The 18,942-nt window shown below is 66.9% G+C and carries 15 protein-coding genes and 1 pseudogene; 15 read left to right on the top strand and 1 reads right to left on the bottom strand.

Going from position 1 to position 18,942, the window contains the following annotated elements; genetic code table 11:
* Positions 1-5 precede the first annotated feature (5 nt).
* From RVX_RS13805 to ahcY, 14 genes are all read left to right on the top strand, one after another.
* A complete protein-coding gene (locus RVX_RS13805; protein ID WP_420192322.1) occupies positions 6-1,769 on the top strand; it encodes a hypothetical protein in 1,764 nt (587 codons plus the stop codon).
* Positions 1,770-2,915, top strand: a complete 1,146-nt coding sequence (locus RVX_RS13800) for an AAA family ATPase (RefSeq protein ID WP_420192321.1) — start codon at positions 1,770-1,772, stop codon at positions 2,913-2,915.
* A gap of 11 nt (positions 2,916-2,926) precedes the next feature.
* Positions 2,927-3,532, top strand: coding sequence for a DUF3164 family protein (locus RVX_RS13795; RefSeq protein WP_420192320.1), 606 nt, complete (start codon positions 2,927-2,929; stop codon positions 3,530-3,532).
* Positions 3,533-3,545: 13 nt separating this feature from the next.
* Positions 3,546-4,013: a gp16 family protein gene (locus RVX_RS13790; RefSeq protein ID WP_420192319.1), complete on the top strand. Its 468-nt coding sequence runs from the start codon at positions 3,546-3,548 to the stop codon at positions 4,011-4,013.
* Positions 4,010-4,372, top strand: a complete 363-nt coding sequence (locus tag RVX_RS13785; protein ID WP_420192318.1) for a Mor transcription activator family protein — start codon at positions 4,010-4,012, stop codon at positions 4,370-4,372. The genes RVX_RS13790 and RVX_RS13785 overlap by 4 nt, the downstream gene beginning before the upstream one ends.
* Before the next feature lie 541 nt (positions 4,373-4,913).
* Positions 4,914-7,415: a methyl-accepting chemotaxis protein gene (locus RVX_RS13780; RefSeq protein ID WP_420192317.1), complete on the top strand. Its 2,502-nt coding sequence runs from the start codon at positions 4,914-4,916 to the stop codon at positions 7,413-7,415.
* A gap of 169 nt (positions 7,416-7,584) precedes the next feature.
* Entirely contained in the window at positions 7,585-8,619 is a 1,035-nt protein-coding gene (locus RVX_RS13775; protein ID WP_116308107.1) for a PstS family phosphate ABC transporter substrate-binding protein, read from the top strand.
* Positions 8,620-8,710: 91 nt separating this feature from the next.
* A complete protein-coding gene (gene pstC, locus RVX_RS13770) occupies positions 8,711-9,955 on the top strand; it encodes a phosphate ABC transporter permease subunit PstC (RefSeq protein WP_116308108.1) in 1,245 nt (414 codons plus the stop codon).
* An 11-nt stretch (positions 9,956-9,966) separates the two neighbouring features.
* The gene (gene pstA, locus RVX_RS13765; RefSeq protein WP_116308109.1) at positions 9,967-11,136 is read left to right on the top strand and encodes a phosphate ABC transporter permease PstA; all 1,170 of its coding nucleotides are present in this window, start codon (positions 9,967-9,969) and stop codon (positions 11,134-11,136) included.
* A 486-nt stretch (positions 11,137-11,622) separates the two neighbouring features.
* Positions 11,623-12,606, top strand: coding sequence for an AAA family ATPase (locus tag RVX_RS13760; RefSeq protein WP_116308110.1), 984 nt, complete (start codon positions 11,623-11,625; stop codon positions 12,604-12,606).
* Positions 12,607-12,683: 77 nt separating this feature from the next.
* The gene (locus tag RVX_RS13755; RefSeq protein WP_230404828.1) at positions 12,684-14,084 is read left to right on the top strand and encodes a DUF2201 family putative metallopeptidase; all 1,401 of its coding nucleotides are present in this window, start codon (positions 12,684-12,686) and stop codon (positions 14,082-14,084) included.
* 2 nt (positions 14,085-14,086) lie between these two features.
* Entirely contained in the window at positions 14,087-14,545 is a 459-nt protein-coding gene (locus RVX_RS13750; RefSeq protein WP_116308111.1) for a hypothetical protein, read from the top strand.
* Between the two features lie 283 nt (positions 14,546-14,828).
* Complete coding sequence (locus tag RVX_RS13745; RefSeq protein ID WP_116308112.1) at positions 14,829-15,755, top strand: ArsR/SmtB family transcription factor; 927 nt, start codon at positions 14,829-14,831, stop codon at positions 15,753-15,755.
* A 191-nt stretch (positions 15,756-15,946) separates the two neighbouring features.
* Positions 15,947-17,386 (top strand): adenosylhomocysteinase, encoded by a 1,440-nt coding sequence (ahcY, locus tag RVX_RS13740; RefSeq protein WP_116308113.1) that lies wholly within the window; start codon positions 15,947-15,949, stop codon positions 17,384-17,386.
* Positions 17,387-17,472: 86 nt separating this feature from the next.
* On the opposite strand, the gene RVX_RS13735 is transcribed toward ahcY, so the two are convergent.
* Entirely contained in the window at positions 17,473-18,450 is a 978-nt protein-coding gene (locus tag RVX_RS13735; protein ID WP_116308114.1) for a cation diffusion facilitator family transporter, read from the bottom strand.
* A 210-nt stretch (positions 18,451-18,660) separates the two neighbouring features.
* Between RVX_RS13735 and RVX_RS13730 the strand changes: the two are divergent.
* Positions 18,661-18,936: pseudogene (locus tag RVX_RS13730) on the top strand (adenosylhomocysteinase); the annotation flags it as partial.
* Positions 18,937-18,942: the final 6 nt, after the last annotated feature.

Genomic DNA, 18,942 nt, shown 5'->3' with positions numbered 1-18,942 from the left:
TGGACATGGACGCGCCGCGCCTCGAATACCTCATGCGCCTGAAGGCCAAGCTGCACGCAACCCCCGCCGAGAGCGGTGCGCTGGTGGACGCCGCCAGCAAGGCGCTGCGGTGCAGCGTGCAGACGGTCTATCGCCAGCTGCGCGCGGTGGGCTGGGAAAGCGGGCGCAAGACCCGCGCCGACCGGGGGCGCATCAGCGTGCCAGAGGAACTGGCCCGCGATGTCGCGGGTCTGGTCAAGGTGGCTACCCGCGCGCACGGCAAGCGGACCATGACCATCACCGGGGCCTGCGACATCCTTGGCGGCAACGGCTACGGGGTGGTCAACCCGAAAACAGGAGAGATCGCCATGCCCAACCCCACCACGGTGGCCCGCGCCATGCGCCTGCATGGGTGCCATCCGGATCAACTGGAACGCGGCAACCCCGCGCAAGAGTTGCGTAGCCTGCACCCCAACCACGTGTGGGCCATAGACGCATCGCTGTGCGTGGTTTTCTACCTGCCGCGCGGCAAGGTCCGCGTGGTGGATGACAAGGCGCTTTACAAGAACAAGCCTGCCAACCTGGAGAAAGCCGAGCGCGACAGGGTGTGGCGCATCGTGATCGCCGACCATAACAGCGGAGCGCTGTTCTTCCGGTACGTGCTGGGCAGCGAAGACGCCATGTCCGTGTTGGATACCCTGATACGGGCCATGGTGTACCGAGGGCCGCACGACCCCATGCACGGCGTGCCCTTGGTTCTGCTGTCCGACAAAGGTGCGGGCAACTGCTCCGGCCTGGTTACGCGCTGGCTGCGTTCGCTGGGCATCCAACACCTAACGCACATGGCGGGCAACCCGCGCGCCAAGGGACAGGTGGAGCAGGCGCAGAACCTCATTGAAACGCAGTTCGAGGGGCGGCTGTCGTGCATGCAGATCGCCGACCTCGACGCCCTCAACGCCGCCGCCGAACGGTGGCGCATCCACTACAACGCCAACGCCATTCACGGGCGGCACGGACGCACCCGCAACGAAGCGTGGCTGGCAATCCGCCAGGAACAACTGCGGGTTGCCCCGTCAGAGGAAATGCTGCGCGACCTCGTGGCCACCGAGCCGCGCGAGGTGAAGGTGACGCCAAAGATGACCGTAAGCCACGCCATCAAGGGCCAGAAGTCGCGCGACTACGACGTGCGCTACGTGGATGGCATCGTGGTGGGGCAGACGGTCAAGGTGGCGGTCAACCCGTACCGCGCCCCGGCGGTGGACGTGATCGTCACCAAGGCGGACGGCTCGGAAATCGTCACCACGGTGGAACCCATCCAGCGCGACGCGGCGGGCTTCAGGGTGGACGCACAGGTGATTGGCGAAGGGTACGCGGCTCTGCCGGATACCCGCACCGACACGTTGCTCAAGGACATCAAGCGCGAGGCCTACGCGGCCGACACGCTGGCCGATGCCGACAAGGCCGCCAAGTCCCGCACCCCTGCCTATGCGCACCTCGACATGCTGGCCGACACGCAGGACGCGCCCACCTACATCCCGCGCCGGGGCACGGCGCTGGACGTGGACGCTGCCCGCCGCGAGGTCGCGCCCCTGTCCCACGTCGAAGCTGCCAAGCAGCTGCGCGCCATGGTGGGCGAAAAGTGGGGGCCGGATGCCATGGCCTGGTTGCGCCAGCGTTACCCCGACGGGGTACCGCAGGACGCGCTGGAAGACATCGCGGCCCGTTTCGCAACCCCGGCCCCGGCGGCAGCCCCCGCGCCGCTGCGCCTGGTTGCCGCAGGAGGGATGTAGATGCGGCTGAAGCAACTGCTGGAAGGATTGGGACAGCCCCAGCGCGCAGTGGCCGACGCGGTGGGCATCAGCCCTGCCGCGCTCTCGGCCATCGTCACGCGGGGCGTGTGGCCCCGCCGCGACACCGAAGGCGTGAAGGCCCGGCTGCTGGACTGCCTGACGGATAACGGCGCGAGCAAGGCGGCGGCCCTTGCGGCCCTGAACGAAACCAAGCCGGGCAAGCCCGGCACCGAATCAATGGAGGATGACACCATGCTGATGCGCAAGCAGACCTTGACCCCCCAGGCAAAGCGGCAGTTCTCGCTGGTTAGCAATCCGTTTTCAGATGACCTGAATGGCCCCGAAGACGTGTGGCTGTCCGGCGACTTGCGCTACGTGCGCGAAACCATGCTCAGTACCGCGCGCCATGGTGGCCTGCTGGCCGTCATCGGCGAATCCGGCAGCGGCAAGAGTACGCTCCGGAAAGACCTCGAAAACCGGGTCCAGGCGGACGGCCTGCCCATCGTGCTGATCCAGCCCTACGTGCTGGCCAGCGAGGACAACGACAAGCAGGGCAAGGCGCTGAAGTCCATCCACCTTGCGGAATCCATCCTGTACAGCGTGGCCCCGCACGCCAAGTGCATGAGCAGCCCGGAGGCCCGGTTCCGGCAGGTCCATCAGGTGCTCCGCGACAGCGCCCGTGCTGGCCAGCGCCACTGCATGATCATTGAGGAGGCTCACTCGCTGTCGCACGCAACGCTGAAGCACCTGAAGCGGTTTCTGGAACTGGAAGACGGGTTCACCAAGCTGCTGTCCGTGATCCTCATCGGCCAGACGGAACTGCGCACCAAGCTCGGCGAGGCGGACAGCACCGTGCGCGAGGTGGTGCAGCGCTGCGAGGTGGTGGACATCAACCCGCTGGGCAACGACTTGCCCGCCTATGTGGCCCATAAGTTCCAGCGCGCAGGCGTGGATATGTCGAAGGTCATCGCTGACGACGCCCTGAAGGCGCTGGCCGACAAGCTGTCCGGCCCGCGCAGCAAGGGCGGGCGCGCCGTGTCGCTGGTTTACCCGCTGGCCGTCAACAACGCGCTGGTCGCATCCATCAATATGGCCGCGCACATCGGCGAGGCCCGCGTGACCGCCGACGTCATCAACAGCATATAAGGAGAGGGACGATGAACGCGATGGACGGGTTCATGGAGAACGCCCAGGGCCACATGGTGCCCAGGGAACAGGTGAAGGAAATCGATTTCGAGCGCCACAGGCTGGTCATGGAAAAGGTCGCCAAGGTGCAGGCCATGCGCGCGGACTTGGCGAAGCTCAAGGCCGAGATCATGGATGATGTCGGCGCGTTCGTGGAAATGTCCTGCGAGCAGTACGGGGCCAAGCTGGGCGGCAACAAGGGCAACGTCACGCTGACCTCGTTCGACGGCAGGTTCAAAATCCTGCGGTCCGTTGCCGAGCACATCACCTTTGACGAGCGCCTTCAGGCGGCAAAAGCCCTGATCGATGACTGCCTGCGCGAATGGACCTCCGACAGCCGTACCGAACTTCGGGCCATCATCAATCAGGCATTCCGAATGGACAAGACGGGCAGGCTCAACACGGGTGCCATCCTGGCCTTGCGCCGTCTCGACATCACCGACGAGCGCTGGGCGCAGGCCATGCAGGCCATCGGCGATTCCATCCAGATCACCGGCACCAAGGCATACGTGCGGGTCTACCAGCGCAACGACGCGGGCGGATACGACAACATCCCGCTGGATATCGCGGCGGTCTAGGGAGGAGCGCAGCATGGCCAGACAAACCAAGAGCACCGACGCCAACGCCGGACTGATCAAGGTGATCCACGTCGGCAAGCGCCAGCTCGGGCTGGACGATGACACATACCGGGCCATGCTGCGCGCCGCCACGGGCAAGGAATCCACCAAGGGCATGCGGCGCGGCGAACTGCTGGCGGTCATGTACGCAATGAAGCGGTCCGGGTTCAGCGTGTCCAAGCCCGACGTGACCGACTACTCGCCGCAGGCCAGCAAGATTCGCGCGCTGTGGCTGGAACTCCACGCAGCAGGCGTGGTCCGCAACAAGAGCGAACGGGCGCTACTGACCTACGTGAAGCGGATCACCGGTGCGGAGAAGATGGAGTGGTGCACGCCCAAGCAGCTTCAGGCGGTCATTGAAACCCTCAAGGCATGGGGCGACCGCGTGGAAGACGAGGCCGCCAGGGCGAAGATCGCGGCCATCGCCGAGGAGGCAGCATGAGCAGGTTCACCCAACGCGGTTGCGAACTCCTGAAGGACGTAGAGGATACCGTGGAGGCCACTACCCAGCGGGAATTGCGCATCCGTGGCCTGCTGGAACGCAAAGACTTGGCCGGTCTTCCCAAGGACCTTGGGCGCGTCATCGCTGACCGCCTGGCCGAAGAGTGGGGCGGCCAGAACGTCTACATCCCGATGGACTCCGCGCGCCGCAACGCCCGCCTGTACAACGAGTTCACCGGCGACAACGTCCACGACCTGGCCAAGAAGTACCGACTGTCTGTCGCCCGCGTGTACTCCATCGTGGCTGACGAACGCACCAAGCGCCGCATGCCGCAACTCCGCCTGCCGATGTCGAGTTGACAGGACCACGCCAGACCGTGCAGGAATGGGCCTCATCGGCCCAAAACGATAGGGGGCTTTCGGCCCCCTTCGTTATTCCGCGATGCGGAAGCATATTCCATGCGTCTCGTCCCGATATGTCCCGGATGGTCCCGACTCATCCCGGTTATATCACACCCACTGCCCTAGTTATCTCACACGTCGTCAGCATGGCCCGTGGTCCATGTCGTCGTCACCAACGCGTCGGATCGCCACGCAATCGCCATGTTCGCCAACACGCCGGGACAGCGCATGAACCGCTGTGCGTTACGGAAACGTGACGTCATCGTAACCTGTTCTTTACCCGTGTGCTCCATGAAGACGAAGCCGCCGGGGAGGGTGGCGCGCCCGGCACCCGTATTCGGGGGCTGCGGCCATCCGGACGCTTTCGCGTTGCGGAGGAGCGGGACGTTCGTCGCACGGGCGTGCCGCCGCGCATGTGCCGTGTCTTTCAGCCGCTTCAGCCCGCCCCTCCCGGCCCGCACCCACGTCATACAGACAACGCCACAAGGACGGGCCACGCATGTTCACCACCCTTTCGTTCCGCACCAAGCTCATCGCGGGGTCGCTGCTCATGGTGCTGGTCACCATGTCGGGCATGCTGGCCACCAGCCTCGCGGACGCCCGGCGCGGCTACCTTGCGCAAGGGCGCGCGTCGCTGCGCAACGTCTCGCAGATACTCATGGAATCCGCAAAGTTCCAGGATACGCTGAACCGCAACAAGATCGGCTCGGACCTCAAGCTGATGCAGTTGCAGTTCGGCTTGGCCGGATTTCCCATCCCCGAGATATTCATGGAGGTGGAGGCAGAACTGCGCGACGCCGACACCAGCCAGCGGGTAAAGGCCACCCTGCCCGGCTTCAAGCTGGGGTCGGTGTATCTGCACGAAAGCACCGACCTCGTGGACCGCATCCGCGACCTGGCCGGGGTGGGGGCGTCCGTGCTGCAACTGCACGAAGGGCGGCTGGTGCGGGTCAGCTCCAGCGTGGCAGACCCTACCGGCAGCGCCCGCTGGACCTTTCTGGGCAAGGAGAACCCGGTGGCGGCGGCGTTGCTGTCCGGCAACGGGTTCACTGGCATCCTCAAGGTGGGCGGCAAATGGAACCTGGCTGCGTACGCCCCGGTAAAGGGCATGGACGGCAGCGAGATTCTGGGCGCCGTGGAAGTGGCCCGGCCCCTGCTGACGCCGGAATTCGCCGCCGCCGTGGTGCGCCACAACGTGGGCGGCAAGGGCTATTCCTTCGCCTTCGACGGCGCGGGCGTCATCCTGATGCATCCGGACCCGGCCATGGTGGGGCGCAACGTGCACGACCTGCCGTGGGGCGCGGCCTTTGGGCAGGGCGATGCCGTCAAGCCGGATGCGCCATCTTCTACGGGCGGCTCCCGCGCCATCATGTATACGCATGGCGGCGAGGAATACGAAGCCTGCGTGGACCGCTACACCCCCTGGGACGTCACCTTCGTCACCACCGTCAGCCGCGCCGATCTGATGGAAGGCGTGGGCGCGCGGCTGTGGCGCGGGGCGGGCATTGCCGCCGCCGTGGCCCTGCCCGTGGCCGCGCTGATCATCTGGCTGATGGTGCGCCAGCTCATGGAGCCCATGCAGCGGCTGGCCACCCTGGCCCAGCAGGTGGCGCGCGGCAACTTCGACTACACCTTCGACTACGCCGCCGACGACACCATCGGGGCCACCGTGCGCGCGGTGCAGGCCATGGTGGGGGAAATCCGCATGCGGCTCGGCTTCAGCCAGGGGGTGCTGGGCGGGGTGGTGGTGCCCTGCGTGGTGGTGGACCTTGGCAACAAGATTACCCACGTCAACGCAGAGGCCCTGGCCGTGCTGCGCCGCGAAGGGACCCCGGCGGACTGGAACGGCCGCCAACTGGGCGAACTGGTGCACGGCGGCGGGGCCGACGCCGCCCGCCCGGTGCTGACCCGGCGCAGCATGGAGCGGCGCGGGCGGGTGGCCGAGGACGTCACCCTCGACCCGCAGCGCAACGGGTGCGAGGTGGTGCTGCACATGGTGGCCACGCCCATCTACGACCTGGACGGCGAGTTGATGGGGGCCATCTCCATGTGGGTGGACCTGACCCACGAACGCGCCCAGCACGCCCGGCTGGACGCCCAGAACGCGGTCATCGCCGCCACGGCCCGCGAGGCGGAGGGCATCGCCCGGCGCGTGGCGTCCTCCGCTCACGAACTGGCCGAGCAGGTGGCCCATTCCAGCGACGGGGCCGCCCGCCAACTGGTCCGCGTGGACGAGGTGACCGCCGCCATGAACCGCATGAACGACGCCGTGGCCGAAGTGGGCCGCCGCGCCGCGCTGGCCGTGGACATGGCCGCCTCCACCATGAAGGTGGCCGAGGACGGCCGCGACGTGGTGCGCGCATCCATAGACGTCATGCACCGGGTGCACGGCCAGGTGGGACGGTTGCAGGAAAACGTGGCGGAACTGGGCCGCGAGGCCGATTCCATCGGCCAGATCATGGGCGTCATCAGCGACATCGCCGACCAGACCAACCTGCTGGCCCTGAACGCCGCCATCGAGGCCGCGCGCGCCGGAGACGCGGGGCGCGGGTTCGCCGTGGTGGCCGACGAGGTGCGCAAGCTGGCGGAAAAGACCATGAGCGCCACCAGCCAGGTGGGCGAGCGCATTCGGGCCATCCAGCGGGCCACGCGCGGCTTCGTGGAGAGCACCGATTCGGTGGCCGGTGCGGTGCGCGAAAGCGACGCGCTGGCCACCCGGTCCGGCGGGGCGCTGGATGATATCCTGGCCCGCATCGGCGAATCCGGCGGCGAGGTGCGGGCCATCGCGGCCATGGCCGAGGCGCAGTCGCGCGGGGGGGCCGACGTTGGCCGCGCCGTGGCGGAGGTGGACGCCATCGCGCGCGAGACCGCGCAGGGCATGGCCGAATCGGCCGGGGCGGTGGCCGGTCTTTCACGGCTTGCCGGAGAACTGCAACATGCCATCGACGGCATGGCGTCCGGCACGGATGACGCAGCCTGCCGTGATGACAGGGAATCGTAGAATGCGGAAATGCGCTGGACGCGGCCCGGCCACCGGCTATACTGCGATGACACAGGATTGTAACGGTTGGCACAACTGGCCGTAACCTGCCGTGGATAGTTCTTGTGGCGCGTTGACGCTGACATCGAACACAACCATTCCCGAGAGGGAACCGTCAGGGAGGTCCTACATGAAGTCTCTCAAGAAAGTGGCGCTGGCCGCCGCGCTCGTGCTGTCGCTGGCCGGTGTGGCCGAAGCCCGCGACCAGATCCGCATCGTGGGTTCCAGCACCGTGTATCCCTTCTCCAGCGCCGTGGCCGAAGAATTCGGCGCCACCAACAAGCAGTTCAAGTCGCCCGTGGTCGAATCCACCGGTTCCGGCGGCGGCCACAAGCTGTTCTACGCGGGCGTCGGCCCCGACACCCCGGACATCACCAACTCCTCCCGCCGCATGAAGGTCGAGGAACTGGAAACCAACATCAAGAACGGCGTCACCGAGATCACCGAAGCCAAGATCGGCTTTGACGGCATCGTCATCGCCCAGAACATCGGCAACGCCGACATGGATCTTTCGCTGAAGGACCTGGCCCTGGCCGTGCTGGAAGAAGTGCCCGTGGACGGCAAGCTGGCGCCCAATCCCTACAAGACCTGGAAGCAGCTGAACCCGGCCCTGCCCGATCGCAAGATCGTCATCTACGGCCCGCCCGCCACCTCCGGCACCCGCGACGCCTTCGTGGAAATGGTGGTCGAAAAGTTCACCGGCAAGGACGAGACCTTCAAGGCCGTGCTGGGCAAGGACGCCGCCCAGTACAAGAAGATTCGCCAGGACGGCCCCTACGTGCCCGCCGGTGAAAACGACAACCTCATCGTGCAGAAGCTGACCAAGGACACCGAGGCCGTGGGCATCTTCGGCTACAGCTTCCTGGCCGAGAACAAGGACCGCATCAAGGGCTGCACCGTGGGCGGCAATCCTCCCACCTTCGAGAACATCTCCTCGGGCAAGTACCCCATCTCCCGTGCGCTGTTCTTCTACGTGAAGGACGCCCACATCGGGAAGATCGCGGGCCTGAAGGAATACGTGGAACTGTTCATGTCCGAGAAGATGATCGGCGATGCCGGCTACCTGAAGACCATCGGCCTCATCCCGCTGCCCGCCGCCGAACGCGAGAAGGTGCGCAAGGACGTGACCGGCTTCAAGAAGCTGACCGCCGAAGACCTGAAGTAGACATCGACCATACGTGCCGGGGAAGGGTTTGGCCTTCCCCGGCCTTCACCATTTCCGGGGGGTGCGCGCCCCCCGGCCAACGGGATCGCACATGACCATGGGAAGCGCGTTGCAGATGGCCCTGATGGCCATATTGCCGCTTTCGGTGCTGGCCTACATGGCCGCCCGGCGCAAGGCTGGCGCGGACAATTCGCGCGGCACGGAATTTCATTCGCCGCTCGTGTACTACGGGTGGTATTCGTGCCTGTGGGTGGCCCTGCCGTCCATGGGGTTGTTCGTGCTGGCGGGGCTGCTGCACCTGCTGCGCATCGCCACCGTGCCCGGCCCGGTGCTGGCGGGCGGGGGCGTGGCCCTGGCCGCGTTCGGCCTGGTGTGGTCGCAGCGGGCCATAGGCCGGGATTTCCGCGCCATCCATAGTGTGGAAGGCGCGGTGCGCTGGGCGCTCATCGGGGCCTCGTGCATCTCCATCCTCATCACCATCGGCATTGTGGTGTCGGTGGTGTTCGAGGCCATGCAGTTCTTCCGGCTGGTAAGCCTGTGGGACTTTCTGACGGGCACCAAGTGGAGCCCGGAGACGGCCTTTCTCATTTCCACCGGCCGGGCCGACGGCAACGTGGCCACGCCGGAATTCGGCTCGCTGCCGCTGTTCGCGGGCACCTTCTACATCACCGCCGTGGCCATGCTGGTTGCCGTGCCCATGGGGCTGTTCGCTGCGGTGTACATGGCCGAATACGCCAGCAAGCGCGTGCGGCGCATCGCCAAGCCCGCGCTTGAAATCCTGGCGGGCATCCCCACCGTGGTCTACGGGTTCTTCGCGGCCATCACCGTCAGCCCGTTCATCGTGCACCTGGCCGAACTGGTGGGGGTGGAGGCGGAATACACCAACGCCCTTGCCCCAGGTCTGGTCATGGGCGTGATGATCATTCCCCTCGTTTCCTCGCTGTCGGACGACGTGATCAACGCCGTGCCCCAGTCCATGCGCGAAGGCTCGTACGCGCTGGGGGCCACCACGTCCGAAACCATCCGCAAGGTGGTGCTGCCCGCGGCCCTGCCGGGGGTCGTTTCCGCCGTGCTGCTGGCCGTGTCGCGCGCGGTGGGCGAGACCATGATCGTGGTCATGGCCGCCGGGCTCATGCCCAACCTGACGTGGAATCCGCTGAAGAGCATGACCACCGTCACCGTGAGCATCGTCGATTCGCTCACCGGCGACCAGGCCTTCGACAGCCCGCAGACCCTTTCGGCCTTCGGCCTCGGCCTCGTGCTGCTGGTGCTGACGCTGGTGCTCAACGTGGTCTCGCTGGTGGTCATCCGCAAATTCCGCGAACAGTACGAGTAGGGGGGGGCAGCATGGCATCGTTGTTCGGCATTGACGAAAAGAAACTGCTGCGCAAGCGGCGCGCGGCCGAAACGCGCTTTCGCCTGTGCGCCATTTCCGCGCTGTTTTTGGCCGGGGCGTTTCTGGTGTTCTTTCTGTTCGACATCGGGCGCAAGGGCTACCCCGCCTTCCAGCAGGCGGAACTCCTGGTGACCGTGAACTACACGGCCGAGGCGCACGACAACCCCTACGCCGCCCTGGACGCGGATACGGTGCAGATCGTCTCGCGCAGCTTCACCCGGCTCATTCCGTCCATGATGGCCGAGAACAGCAGGCTCATCGGCACCTCGCAGCAACTGTGGGTGCTGGCCAGCGCGGACACCGACCAGTACATGAAGGGCAATCCCAACCGCCTGAAGCCCAGGCACCAGGCGCTGGTGGACAAACTGCGTGAAGAGGGCAAGGCCCGCCTTGCCTTCAACACCGGGTTCTTCGAGGCGGGCGATTCAAAGCTGCCGGAACTGGCGGGCATTCGCGCGGCGGCCGTGGGCTCGATCTACGTGCTGCTGATCACCCTGGCCATCAGCTTTCCCGTGGGGGTGATGTGCGCGGTGTATCTGGAGGAATTCGCGCCGGACAACCGGCTGACCCAGATCATCGAGGTGAACATCAACAACCTGGCGGCCATCCCGTCCATCCTGTACGGGTTGCTGGGGCTGGCCATCTTCATCAACTTCATGGGCGTGGCCCGTTCATCGGCCCTGGTGGGCGGGCTTACCCTGTCGCTGATGACCCTGCCCGCCATCATCATCAGCACGCGGGCGGCCATCCGGTCCATTCCGCCGTCCATCCGCGAGGCGGCGCTGGCCCTTGGCGCAACGCCGCTGCAGGTGGTGTGGCACCACACCCTGCCCCTGTCGCTGCCGGGCATCCTAACCGGCACCATCATCGGCTTGGCCCGCGCCATGGGCGAAACCGCGCCCCTGCTCATCGTGGGCATGATGGCCTATATTCCCGAAGCGCCGGAAAACTTCAGCAGCGCGGCCACGGTGCTGCCCGCCCAGATATTCACGTGGGCCTCCGATTCGCAGCGCGCCTTTTCCGAGCGCACCGCGGCGGGCATCATGGTGCTGCTGGTGTTTCTGCTGGGCATGAACGCCACGGCCATCTGGCTGCGCAACAAGTATGAGCGCAAGTGGTAGGGGCGCGGCAGGCGCTGCGTTGCACGACCGCTCCATGAATGAAGAAACGGCGGCTCCGCAGGGGGCCGCCGTTTTCGCGTGCGGGGGGGCGGACACGGTTGCCGGAAGCAGGCTTGGCCGTCACGGGCATCGGGAGAGGAAGATCGCCGTGACTTTTATTGACTTCGATTTTCATTTTCAATACACAAGGGGGGCCGCCGACGAGGCCCGTTTTGTGCCGATGACGCCGCCCCCCTGCGCCATGACCGCGAGGCGAACGGGCCGCAACCCCCGTCGGCGTCACGCCTGCTCCATGGCCGTAGCGCGTCTTCGTCCGAATTTGGCAGGATGCGCCCGGTCCGGCAGGGCGGCGTGCCCGGCATGTGTCTTCCCCCACATGGTGTCCGTCCGATACGCCTCGCTGCGGGAGCCGCCGGGTGCGCCGCGCCTTTCGGCGCGGTCGGCGTTCACGCGCCAGCCGCCATCCTTTCGACCCACGGAGATTTCATGATTCCTTCCCAGATAGCCCGCGCCCTTGCCACGCTGGTGGCCATCCGCCGTCCCGTGTTCCTGTGGGGCGCGCCGGGCGTGGGCAAGAGCCGGGTGGTGGCCCAGGTGGCCGCGAACCTCGGCATGGAGTTGCGCGACATCCGCGCCGTGCTGCTGGACCCGGTGGACCTGCGCGGCCTGCCCACCATCGATGCCGCCGGACGCGCCCGGTGGTGCCCGCCCTCGTTCCTGCCCGACGGCGGCCGGGGCATCCTGTTTCTGGACGAATTGAACGCCGCGCCGCCGCTGGTGCAGGCCGCCTGCTACCAGCTGATCCTGGACCGCCAGCTTGGTGAATACCGCCTGCCCGAAGGCTGGGCCGTGGTGGCGGCGGGCAACCGCGAGCAGGACCGGGCGGTGACCCATCGCATGCCCACGGCGCTGGCCAACCGCATGGTGCACCTGGACTTCGAGACCGACCTCGACGACTGGCTGGGTTGGGCGCAAGGGGCAGGCGTTCGTCCCGAGGTCACGGCGTTCCTGCGTTTTCGCCCGCGCCTGCTGCACGACTTCGACCCCGCCGTGGCCGACCGGGCCTTTCCTTCGCCGCGCACCTGGGAATACGTGTCCGACATGCTGGCCGCCGGGCCGGACGAGGCCGTGGAATACGACCTGGTGCGCGGGGCCGTGGGCGAAGGGGCCGCCGCCGAGTTCGCGGGCTTTTTGCGGGTGTGGCGCGACCTGCCGGAGCCGGATGCCGTGCTGGCCGCCCCGCACGACGCCCCGGTGCCCGACGAGCCCGCCGCCGCCTACGCCATCTGCGAGGCCCTGGCCCGCCACGCCGCGCCCGGCACCATGGAGGCGCTGGTGTGCTACGCCGACCGCCTGCCCGTGGAGTTCGGCGTGCTGCTGATGCGCGATGCCGTGCGCGCCGACACCACGGTGGTGGAAACCCCGTCCTTCGCGCGGTGGGCGCAGGCTAACGCCCACGTGCTGCTGTGAGTGGGGCCGTGCACCCGGAGATTGCCGACTTCCGCCACGACGGAAACGGCGGGTCAAGCGTCCCGGCCGCGACCCGCGTGGCGACGTTTACGGTCGCCGTATCCAGCCCGGCAACCGACCCCGCCGCCCGCGAACAGGAAAGCCAGGCCCACGCCCGCATGCTGCGTGCCCGCGCCGCGCTGGTGCTGGACCATCCCTTCTTCGGATCGCTGGCGCTGCGCCTGCACCTGAAGGCGGACCCGGCCTGCGGCGGCCTGTGGACCGACGGCGTGACCATGGGCTTCAATCCGCAACGGGTGGCCGCCATGAGCGACGCCATGGTCACGGGCATGCAGGCGCACGAGGTGCTGCACGTGGTCTGCGGCCACCACGTGCGCCGTGACGGCCGCGACGAAGGCCTGTGGAACCGCGCCTGCGACTACGCGGTGAACGGTATATTGCTGGACGCGGGCTTCACCCTGCCCGCCGGGTTTCTGGATGCTCCGGAGCACCGGGGCCGCTCGGCGGAAGACATTTACGCCGTGCTCTCGCGCATGCAGGAAGAAGAGAAGGGCGGCGGCACCGGCGACAAGGCTCAGGGCGAGGCCGAGGCCAACGGCGCGCGCTCCGGCGCGTCCGGCGACCAGCCGGAACAGGCACCGGCCACGCAGCGCCGCAGCGACCCCGAACAGGCCCCGCCGGAACTGCCGGAAGGCGACGACGCTGACGGGCGCGGCGGCGACCGCACGGGCGAGGGCGAAGGCCGCGACAACGTGGAAACGTCCTTTTCCGGCGAGGTGCGCGATCACCCCCAGTTGCAGGGTGACGCGTCCGACGCCGCCCGCCGCCGGGCAGAGCGCGACCTGCGCATCGACCTCGGGCAGGCGGTGCAGGGGGCGCGCTTCATGGGCGATTTGCCCGCCGGGCTGGAACGGCTGGCCGGGCAGACCCTGCACCCGCCGCTGGACTGGCGCACCCTGCTGCGCCGGTTTATCCGCCAGTGCACGGCCAACGACTATTCGTGGACGCCGCCCAACAGGCGTTACGTACACATGGGGCTGCACCTGCCGTCGCTGCGTTCGCAGGACCTGCCGGAACTGGTGCTGGTCATCGACAGCTCCGGCTCGGTGGACGCCGCCGCGCTGGCCCGCTTCTGCGGCGAGGTGTCCGCCATCCTGCAGGACTTCGACACCCGGCTCACGGTCATTTACTGCGACTGCGCAGTGCAGGAGGTGCTGTACCTGACCCGCTGGGACCTGCCCCTGCGCCTGACCCCGCGCGGGGGCGGCGGCACCGACTACCGCCCGGCCTTCGCCCGCGTGGACGCCGACGGCCTGCGCCCGGCCTGCCTGATCTGCCTGACCGACCTTGAATGCAACCGCTTTCCCGCGCCGCCGACGTACCCGGTGCTGTGGGCGTCCACCCGGCCCGTGGGGGCGGGCAGTTCCGACGACGCCCCGCCCTTCGGCGAGGTGCTGACCCTGCATGAAGGAGCCTGACCATGCGCATCGAATGGCGCATCGACAAGCAGCGGGGCAACCTGCGCCCCGTGCTGCGTTACACCGTGTCCCTGGAACCGCATGAAAAGGCCCTGGCCGTGCCCCCGGTGCGGGTGCAGTCCACCATTCCCGAGCCGCCCGATTCGTGGCGGCCGCATTGCTACCCCGGCGAAAGCGAACGGGCGGGCGAGGCCCCCAAGGGGACGTATGTGCTGGATGCGCCCTCGCACGCGGGCCGCGAGGCGGAAACAACGCTGCGTCTGCCCTGGCGCGAGGACAACCGCTATCCGGAGGTGGAGGCGTCGTTCGCCCTGCTGCGTGACGCCTGCGAGGCGCAACTGACCAGCGCCCACGCCAGCGAACCCATGAACCTGCGCGGCGAGCTGCGCGCCACGGAATCCATGCGCCGCCACGTGGCCCCGGCGGTGGTTGCGGAGCGGTTGTTGCGTCTGGCCCGGTAAGCCCCGACAGGGCGCGACAGGCGCTGCAGGAGCAACAGGCCGGGGAAAGTGCGCGGCCTGTGCGTCGCATGGTGTCTCAAATATTCTGGTCGTGTAGACTCCATGTGTGTGCGCCGCCCCATGCGTCCTTGCCGATGCATGGGGCGGCTGCGTGCTGTATGCGCCGTAGCGGATGCTTGCAAATCAAGTTTTCTTGATGTATGAATATCAAGGCATCCGGAAACGGTGCCCGGCGTGTGGAAAACCATGCGTCATAGTTCAAGAAATCCTGTGCGGGAATCCCATGTCGGCAGCACTCGACTACTTCAAGGCCCTTTCCGACGACACCCGAATGCGGCTCATGCACGTGCTGAACCGGCACGAGCTGAACGTGAACGAGTTGGTCTCCATTCTCGAAATGGGCCAGTCGCGGGTGTCGCGCCACCTCAAGATCCTGACCGGGGCGGGGTTGCTGGTCTCGCGCCGCGACGGGCTGTGGGTGTTCTACGCCGCCCCGGCGGAGGGCGAGGGCCGCGACTTTCTGGACGCGGTGGCCCCGTTCATCGCCGAGGACATGACCCTGCAGGGCGACATGGCCATGGCCGAGAAGATCATCGAGGAACGGGCGCTGAAGACGCGCCAGTTCTTCAACGCCATTGCCGAGGACTGGGACGAACTGAACCGCGAAGTGCTGGGCGAGTTCGACCTGGCCGGGGCGGTGGCCGAGGCCATGCCGCAGGCCCCGCGCTGCCGCGTGGCCGTGGACCTTGGCTGCGGCACCGGCACCGTGCTGGAACGCATGCTGCCCCGCGCCGAAGAGGTCATCGGCGTGGACGGTTCGCCGCGCATGCTGGAAATGGCCCGCCGCCGCATGGCCGACGCCGGGGCGCGCGTATCCCTGCGCATCGGCGAACTGGACCACCTGCCCCTGCGCGACGGCGAGGCCGACTTCGCGTCCATCAACATGGTGCTGCACCACCTGTCGGAGCCGGTGGCGGCCCTGCGCGAGATAGGCCGCACCCTGCGCACCGGGGGGCTGCTGTTCCTCAGCGATTTCGATCACCACGACAACGAGCGCATGCGCAGCGACTACGGCGACCGCTGGCTTGGTTTCGACCGGGCCGCGCTGACGGCCCGCCTTTCCGAGGCGGGCTTTGTCGTGCGCAAGGCAGACCTGCGCGAAGTGCGCAACGGCTTGTCGCTGCACCTGATTCTGGCCGAGAAGGAATAACGTCCTTCCGGCATGCGCAACTATACTCCCGTAACCATGGCGGCCGGGGTATGTCTTTCGGGGCAGGGGCGCGGCCGCGCCCTTTCCCGCACCACCCGTCCGGGGGCGCGGCGCGCCCTGCGCCGCCCCCAGTCGCGCGGGTCCCTGTCCGCATCACCACAGCAACCAAATCCTTCCCTACGGAGGCACACATGACCGATGCCAAGCGGGCGCAAGCCCTGGACCTTTCCCTTGCCAACAAGGTGGCCGACATGGCCCTGGCCGACTTCGGCCACAAGGAAATGCAGCTTTCCGAGCGCGAAGTGCCGGGGCTGATGGAACTCATCCGCATGTACGGCGTCAGCAAGCCGCTGAAGGGCCTGCGCGTCACCGGCTCCCTGCACATGACCATCCAGACGGCCATGCTCATCAAGACGCTGTACGAGCTGGGCGCGGACATCCGCTGGGCCTCGTGCAACATCTTCTCCACCCAGGACCACGCGGCGGCGGCCATTGCCGATTCCGGCATGGCCAAGGTGTTCGCCTGGAAGGGCGAAACGCTGGAAGACTACTGGTGGTGCACCGAAATGGCGCTGACCTGGCCCGACGGCAGCGGCCCCGACCTGCTGGTTGACGACGGCGGCGACGCCACCCTGATGATCCACAAGGGCGTCGAGGTGGAAGGTAACCCCGAACTGCTCAAGCAGGCCTACGACAACAAGGAATTCCAGATCATCATGGACCGCCTTGCCCTGGCCTACCAGAACGATCCGGGCCGCTGGCAGCGTGTGGCCGCCCGCGTGCGCGGCGTTTCGGAAGAAACCACCACGGGCGTGCACCGCCTGTACCAGCTGGAACAGGAAGGCAAGCTGCTGTTCCCGGCCATCAACGTCAACGATTCGGTGACCAAGTCGAAGTTCGACAACCTGTACGGCTGCCGCGAATCGCTGGCCGACGGCATCAAGCGCGCCACCGACGTGATGGTGGCGGGCAAGGTGGTGGTGGTGGCGGGCTACGGCGACGTGGGCAAGGGCTGCGCCCAGTCCATGCGCGGCTTTGGCGCGCGCGTGCTGGTGACCGAAATCGACCCCATCTGCGCCCTGCAGGCGGCCATGGAAGGCTACGAAGTGACCACCATGGAAAAGGCCGTGGAAGAAGGCGACATCTTCGTCACCGCCACCGGCAACTACAAGGTCATCACCGGCGCGCACATGGAGGCCATGAAGGACGAGGCCATCGTCTGCAACATCGGCCACTTCGACAACGAAATCGACATGCACTACCTGGAAACCACCCCCGGCTGCACCTGCCTGAACATCAAGCCGCAGGTGGACAAGTGGACCCTGAAGTCGGGCCGCTCCATCATCGTGCTGGCCGAAGGCCGCCTGGTGAACCTGGGCTGCGCCACCGGCCACCCCAGCTTCGTCATGTCCAACAGCTTCACCAACCAGACCCTGGCCCAGATCGAACTGGCCACCAACCCCGACCTGGAACGCAAGGTGTACATCCTGCCCAAGAAGCTGGATGAACAGGTGGCCCGCCTGCACCTGGCCCGCCTTGGCGTTACCCTGACCACCCTGACCAAGGAGCAGGCCGACTACATCGGCGTGCCCGTGGACGGGCCGTACAAGCCGGGGCATTACCGGTACTAGCCGGAGCCGGACCAATGATTGGAACGCCCCCGGGCCACGTGCCTGGGGGCGTTCTTTCGTTGTTGCTCTGGGGGATGTCGGTCTGGCTAAGTGCCGTGGCTGCCTTCCGGCCGCGCGGCAGCGGACGGGGTTTCCGCGTGGCCATTCCGGCATCGGGCTGCGTGACGGCAGGTGCGGCATTGCGTGTCGTTGCAGACTTCCAGTTTCAGATGCACCCCCGCCACGTCCGGGTTGTCACGGCGCAGCACGCCTTCAAGCCGCGCCGTGCATTGCTGGGCCTCGGCAAGGGACAGCCCGCGCGGCAGCACCACGTGCATGTCCACATAGATGTCGCGGCCGGACATCCACGCCCGCACGGCATGGACCGAAAGGCAGTCTTCCGAGGTCGCGTGCCGCAGCGAGTTGTTCAGGCGCTGGAGAAGCACGGCATCCGCTTCGTTCATCAGCCCCTTCACGGCATTGCGCACCAGCCCGTAGCCCGTGCGCACGATGTGCAGGGCCACGGCGCAGGCTATGGCGCCGTCCATCCACAGCCAGCCGGTCAGGCGGACGGCGGCCAGCCCGGCCAGCACCCCGGCGGTGGTATACACATCGGTAAGGATGTGCCTGCCGTCGGCGATGAGGGCCATTGTGTTGGTGCTCCTGCCCACCCGAAGAAGGTGAAGCGCCAACACCAGATTGGCCGATGACGCCAGCACCGAGATGGCCAGCCCCATGTCGAGGCGGGTAAGGGGCAGTGGATTGATGATGCGGGGCGCGGCCGTGATGATGATGCCGATGGCCGCCGCCAGGATGAGCGTTCCTTCGAAGAGCACGGAAAAGTATTCGATGCGGCCGTGTCCGTAGGGGTGATCCTCGTCCGGAGGGGTTTGCGCCACGTGAATGCTCCACATGGCGAACCCGCTGGCAAGCACGTTGATGGTCGATTCCAGGGCGTCTGTGAGCAGGGCGGCTGAACCCGTCACCAGAAAGGCCAGCGATTTGAGCAACAGCACCAGGATGCCGACTGTGAATGCAGCCGCGATCGCCTTGCGGGGCGCGTTTCCGGTGTCGTTTTGTCGCATCGTCGCCTCCACGGGAAATGGGCCGATCTCCGGAGGATGGTGTGAACAGGCTATGTTGCCGTTGCCCGAAAATCCATGAGTATTCGCATCCGGGATGGTGGCGCGGTGGCGGCGTGCGGCAGCGGCTTTGCGGTGCGTGTGGCGCACGAATCGCGAGTGCGGCAGCAAAGGGAGCCTGACCGTCGCATCTTCACGCGCTGTGGCGTGTGCGTGCTGCTGCCCGAAGGGCGCCTGGTGAACCTGTTCTGCGCCACCGGCCACCCCAGCTTCGTCATGTCCAACAGCGTCACCAACCAGACCCTGGCCCAGATCGAACGGGCTGCCAACCCCGACCTTGAACGCAAGGTGTACATCCTGCCCAAGAAACAGGATGAACAGGTGCACCACCTGCACCTGGCCGCCTTGGCGTTACCCTGACCAAGGAGCAGCCGACTACATTGGCGTGCCATGGACGGGTCCTACACGTCGGGGCATTACCGGCACTAGGGGGGT

It is taken from the genome of Nitratidesulfovibrio sp. HK-II, assembly GCF_003402415.2.
In the GTDB taxonomy this organism is placed as follows: Bacteria; Desulfobacterota; Desulfovibrionia; order Desulfovibrionales; family Desulfovibrionaceae; genus Cupidesulfovibrio.
This window is presented reverse-complemented; position numbering and strand designations above follow the sequence as displayed.

Bases quoted from the DNA above. Each gene is read 5' to 3' on its own strand.
- RVX_RS13790 (WP_420192319.1), top strand. From the start codon at position 3,546: ATGGCCAGACAAACCAAGAGCACCGACGCCAACGCCGGACTGATCAAG.
- ahcY (WP_116308113.1), top strand. From the start codon at position 15,947: ATGACCGATGCCAAGCGGGCGCAAGCCCTGGACCTTTCCCTTGCCAAC.
- pstC (WP_116308108.1), top strand. From the start codon at position 8,711: ATGACCATGGGAAGCGCGTTGCAGATGGCCCTGATGGCCATATTGCCG.
- RVX_RS13800 (WP_420192321.1), top strand. From the start codon at position 1,770: ATGCGGCTGAAGCAACTGCTGGAAGGATTGGGACAGCCCCAGCGCGCA.
- RVX_RS13780 (WP_420192317.1), top strand. From the start codon at position 4,914: ATGTTCACCACCCTTTCGTTCCGCACCAAGCTCATCGCGGGGTCGCTG.
- RVX_RS13785 (WP_420192318.1), top strand. From the start codon at position 4,010: ATGAGCAGGTTCACCCAACGCGGTTGCGAACTCCTGAAGGACGTAGAG.
- RVX_RS13750 (WP_116308111.1), top strand. From the start codon at position 14,087: ATGCGCATCGAATGGCGCATCGACAAGCAGCGGGGCAACCTGCGCCCC.
- RVX_RS13775 (WP_116308107.1), top strand. From the start codon at position 7,585: ATGAAGTCTCTCAAGAAAGTGGCGCTGGCCGCCGCGCTCGTGCTGTCG.
- RVX_RS13760 (WP_116308110.1), top strand. From the start codon at position 11,623: ATGATTCCTTCCCAGATAGCCCGCGCCCTTGCCACGCTGGTGGCCATC.
- RVX_RS13735 (WP_116308114.1), bottom strand. From the start codon at position 18,450: ATGCGACAAAACGACACCGGAAACGCGCCCCGCAAGGCGATCGCGGCT.
- RVX_RS13795 (WP_420192320.1), top strand. From the start codon at position 2,927: ATGAACGCGATGGACGGGTTCATGGAGAACGCCCAGGGCCACATGGTG.
- RVX_RS13745 (WP_116308112.1), top strand. From the start codon at position 14,829: ATGTCGGCAGCACTCGACTACTTCAAGGCCCTTTCCGACGACACCCGA.
- pstA (WP_116308109.1), top strand. From the start codon at position 9,967: ATGGCATCGTTGTTCGGCATTGACGAAAAGAAACTGCTGCGCAAGCGG.
- RVX_RS13805 (WP_420192322.1), top strand. From the start codon at position 6: ATGGACGCGCCGCGCCTCGAATACCTCATGCGCCTGAAGGCCAAGCTG.